Source organism: Halovivax sp., from assembly GCA_007119345.1.
Taxonomy (GTDB): domain Archaea; phylum Halobacteriota; class Halobacteria; order Halobacteriales; family Natrialbaceae; genus Halovivax.
In genome coordinates, this window is the sequence record SKPV01000199.1 from 1 (window position 1) to 3570 (window position 3570).

The window sequence follows — 3570 nt, forward strand, 5'->3', positions numbered from 1 at the left end:
CGTCCGACCGATCGGGACGATCGAGTCGTTCGGAGCTGTCCGACCGTTCCGTTTCGGCCGCCCCGGCCGATTCGTCCGAACGACCCGTAGCGGTTCCAGCCTCGTCGGTAGCGGTTCCAGCTTCGTCGGTAGCGGTTCCAGCCTCCTCGGTCGGGCTGTCGACGCCGGAGTCGGGTTCGACCCTGGTTTCGTCGGGCGCCGACCGGCCACGCGGGGCCCCAGAGCGGAGCAGGCCGTGGTCGAGCAGGGCGGATTCGACGGCCGAATCGACCTGCCGGCGGACCGCATCGTCGTCGTCGAACCGGACCTCTCGCTTGCGCGGGTGGACGTTGACGTCGACGGCCTCGCCGGGGACCTCGAGGAAGCAGACGACGAACGGGTAGCGGTCGCCGCCCAGCTGGGTGCCGTAGGCGCCCATGATCCCCTCGCGGATCGCGTCGGCGGTGACCGCCCGGCCGTTGACGTAGCTGGCGACGTACTCGCGGGTCGAGCGATTGGTTTCGGGATGGCTGACGAGTCCGGAGACCGACTCGACGGGCCCCGGCGGGAGGTCGTCGGCGTCGGCCTCGACGGGGATCATCGCGCGGGCGACCTCGCGGCCGTAGACCGAGAGCACCGCCCCCTGGAGGTCGCCCTGGCCGGTCGTCGCGAACACCTCGCGACCGTCGTGTGTGAGCGAGATGGCGACGTCGGGATTCGCCAGCGCGTAGCGGGTCACCACCCGGTTGACGTGGGCGAACTCGGTGGCGGTCGTCTTCAGGTACTTCCGGCGGGCGGGCGTGTTGAAAAAGAGGTCGGTCACCTCGACGGTCGTGCCTTCCGGACAGCCGACGGGCTCGACGGCGACGACTTCGCCGCCCTCGTACCGGAGTTCGGTGCCGACGTCCGCGTCTCCCTGCCCGGGCGAGGCCGCGTCGGCGCGCGGTCGGCTCCGGATCCGCAGGCGAGCGACCGAGCCGATCGTGTGCAGCGCCTCGCCGCGAAAGCCGAGCGTGGCGACGCCCGACTCGAGATCCGCGAGGTCGGCGATCTTGCTCGTCGTGTGCTGGCGGACCGCCGCCCGGAGGTCGGCCTCCGTCATCCCGCGGCCGTCGTCGGCGACGCGGATCAGGTCGGTGCCGCCAGCCTCGACGGTCACCTCGATGCGCGAGGCGTCGGCGTCGAGACTGTTCTCGACGAGCTCTTTGACGGCGCTCGCGGGTCGCTCGACCACCTCGCCGGCGGCGATTCGGGCGACGGTGTCGTCGTCGAGCGCGCGGATCTCGGTGTCCTCGTCGGATGCCTGCTCTGGGTCGTCTGGCACGCGACTATCGTCTACGGTCACGGTGACACGTCCTCCCCAGCCGCTGGCTGGCACCGGAAACTGGGTGCGTCGACGATGCCCGTCGCGTCGGTCTCCGTCATCTACACGACCGTGCGAACTGCGTCGGCAAAACCCCTCTGGACGAACGCCCCGTTCACACACTCACTCACACTAAGAAGAAATATGTCGGTTCGATCGGAAGACGGCCCCATGAGTTCCTCCGAGCTACTCGTCGGTATCCTCGGCCTCCAGCTCACACTCGTCGCCGGGACCATGCTCGTCCTCGAGGCGATCAATCCCCACGCCGAAGGGTTCTGGCTCGTCCTGTTGTTCGCCAGCGTCGCAGTGACCCTGTCGGGATTTCTGGTCGGGCGCCAGGACGACGAGTGAGCCACGACCGCGGTAACGGGACCATCACCGCCCGGCGGCTCTGCGTCGCCGATCGACCTCGCCCGTGACCGTCGATCACTCGGCGAGTTCGAAGATCTCCAGGTCGAAGACGTCGAACGGCGGTTCCGAGAAGTCCGCCGACCGATCCTCGAAGCGGTCGATCGAGAGCGAGTCGAGCGAAAACGGCGCGTCGCCGCCGTCGACGAGCTGGCGAACGGCCGCGGCGGCGATCGGCGACGCGGTCAGTCCGAGCCCGCTGAAACCGGTCGCGACGACGAGCCCGTCGGGGCCGTCTCCGGGGGCGTCGACGATCGGGAGCCAGTCCGGCGACATCGCGTCGCCGGTCGGGCAACAGCCGTCGCTCGCGATCGCCGCTCCCTCGAACTCGACCAGCAGCTCCTCGATGCGTTCGGCGAGCAGCAGGTGAAAGCCTTCGTCGACGCCGTGTTTCACCGAGGGGTTCGACGGGAGCAGCCCCTCGATGCCGGCGACGTGGAGCTCGCCGCTGTGTTCCGGGCGCCAGAACGTCGCCATGAACCCGTCCAGGCCGAGTTCCGCCGGGAGGTCGTCGCCGAAGTCGAGGTCCATGTAGAACTGTGGGTACTCCTCACTGACCCGGTCGTCGCTCACCGCGTCGCTCTCCAGGTTGACGTGCCAGAATCGCTCTGGCTGGATCGGCACCTCAACGTGGCCGTCGAGCAGCGTCCGCGACCACCGGCCCGCCGCCACGATCACCGTCTGGGCCCGGATCTCGCCCTCCTCGGTGGCGACGCCCGCGACGGCGCCGTCCTCGACGAGGAGGTCGGTCACCGCCGTGCCGGTGTGGATCGTCCCGCCGCGCTCGTCGGCGTCCGCGCTCATCGTCGTCGCGAACGTGTACGGATCGATCCAGCCCATCCGCCGGTACACCATCCCGCCGGCGATCGGACTCCCCTCGCTCACGTCGAAGACGCCCGGATAGCGCTCGCCGATCTCCGTCGCCGAGAGCCACTCCGCGTCGTATCCGCCGTTCGCGGAGACACGTTCGGTGTAGGCCTGAGCCGCCTCGGTCTCAGCCGGACCGTGCAGATTGACGAGCTCTCGCTCCGTGTACTGGTAGTTTCGGTGGCCGTCGAGCTCCTCGAAGAATTCGAACGCCAGCCGGCCCGCCTCCGGCAGGTGCGCGAACTGATACTGTGGCTGGACGATCCCCGAGGCGTGGCCCGTGGTCTCGCCGGCGATCTGGCCCCGCTCGACGAGGACCACGTCGTGGTCGGCCGCCAGGTCCCTCGCGATGGTGGCCCCGATGCAGCCTCCGCCGACGATGACGACGTCCGCCTGGTGGGTCATCGACCGCGCCCCCTGATCGGACACGCCGTCGATCCACCGGTTCGTCCCGTCGTTGTCAGTACGTGTGACATGAGCACATTCACCATGGATGACCCGATAACTGTACCCCCTCGATTTTCGGGGTGAACCCGACGAGTCCTACGAAACGAACGGTCCGCTTCGGCGACGAGCTCTCGGCGACGGGGCCCTCACTCTTCCTGGCCGTGGTCCTCGTCGCCATCGAGTTGCGCTTGCCACTCCTGGACGCGCGTCAGTAGCTCGACCGGCGCCGTTTCGGCGACGTCGACGTCGGCGAGTTCCGTGAGAACCGCCTCGGCCGCTGGGTCGAGCCCGGACCCCTCGTCCGCGTCGTCGCCACCGGCATCGTCGCCACCGTCCTCGGACGCCGTTCCGCCGTCGGTCGTCGCCGAGGCCGTCGGTGCGGCATCTCCACCGGCAGCTTCAGCACCCGTTCCGCTACCGACCGCTCCAGTTCTCTCCGCATTACCTGACGGGTCGGCGGTCCGCATCGTCCCGCTCTCCAGATCGAAGACGGCCTGTACCGGCTC

The 3570-nt window shown here is 69.1% G+C and carries 3 protein-coding genes and 1 pseudogene; 1 reads left to right on the forward strand and 3 read right to left on the reverse strand.

Translation table 11 applies throughout. The annotated features are described in order from the left end of the window. Window positions 1-1303: DNA mismatch repair endonuclease MutL (gene mutL, locus QZT59_RS13460; protein WP_290817307.1), on the reverse strand; the 1303-nt coding region annotated here is incomplete at its 3' end. 210 nt (window positions 1304-1513) lie between these two features. Here mutL and QZT59_RS13465 point away from each other — a divergent pair. Further along, entirely contained in the window at window positions 1514-1693 is a 180-nt protein-coding gene (locus tag QZT59_RS13465; RefSeq protein ID WP_290817310.1) for a hypothetical protein, read from the forward strand. A gap of 75 nt (window positions 1694-1768) precedes the next feature. Here QZT59_RS13465 and QZT59_RS13470 read toward each other — a convergent pair whose 3' ends face one another. Further along, window positions 1769-3046 carry an FAD-binding oxidoreductase gene (locus tag QZT59_RS13470; RefSeq protein WP_290817312.1) on the reverse strand — a complete coding sequence of 426 codons (1278 nt, stop codon included), beginning with the start codon at window positions 3044-3046 and terminating at the stop codon, window positions 1769-1771. Between the two features lie 164 nt (window positions 3047-3210). Further along, window positions 3211-3570 (reverse strand): annotated as a pseudogene (locus QZT59_RS13475) (hypothetical protein); the annotation flags it as partial.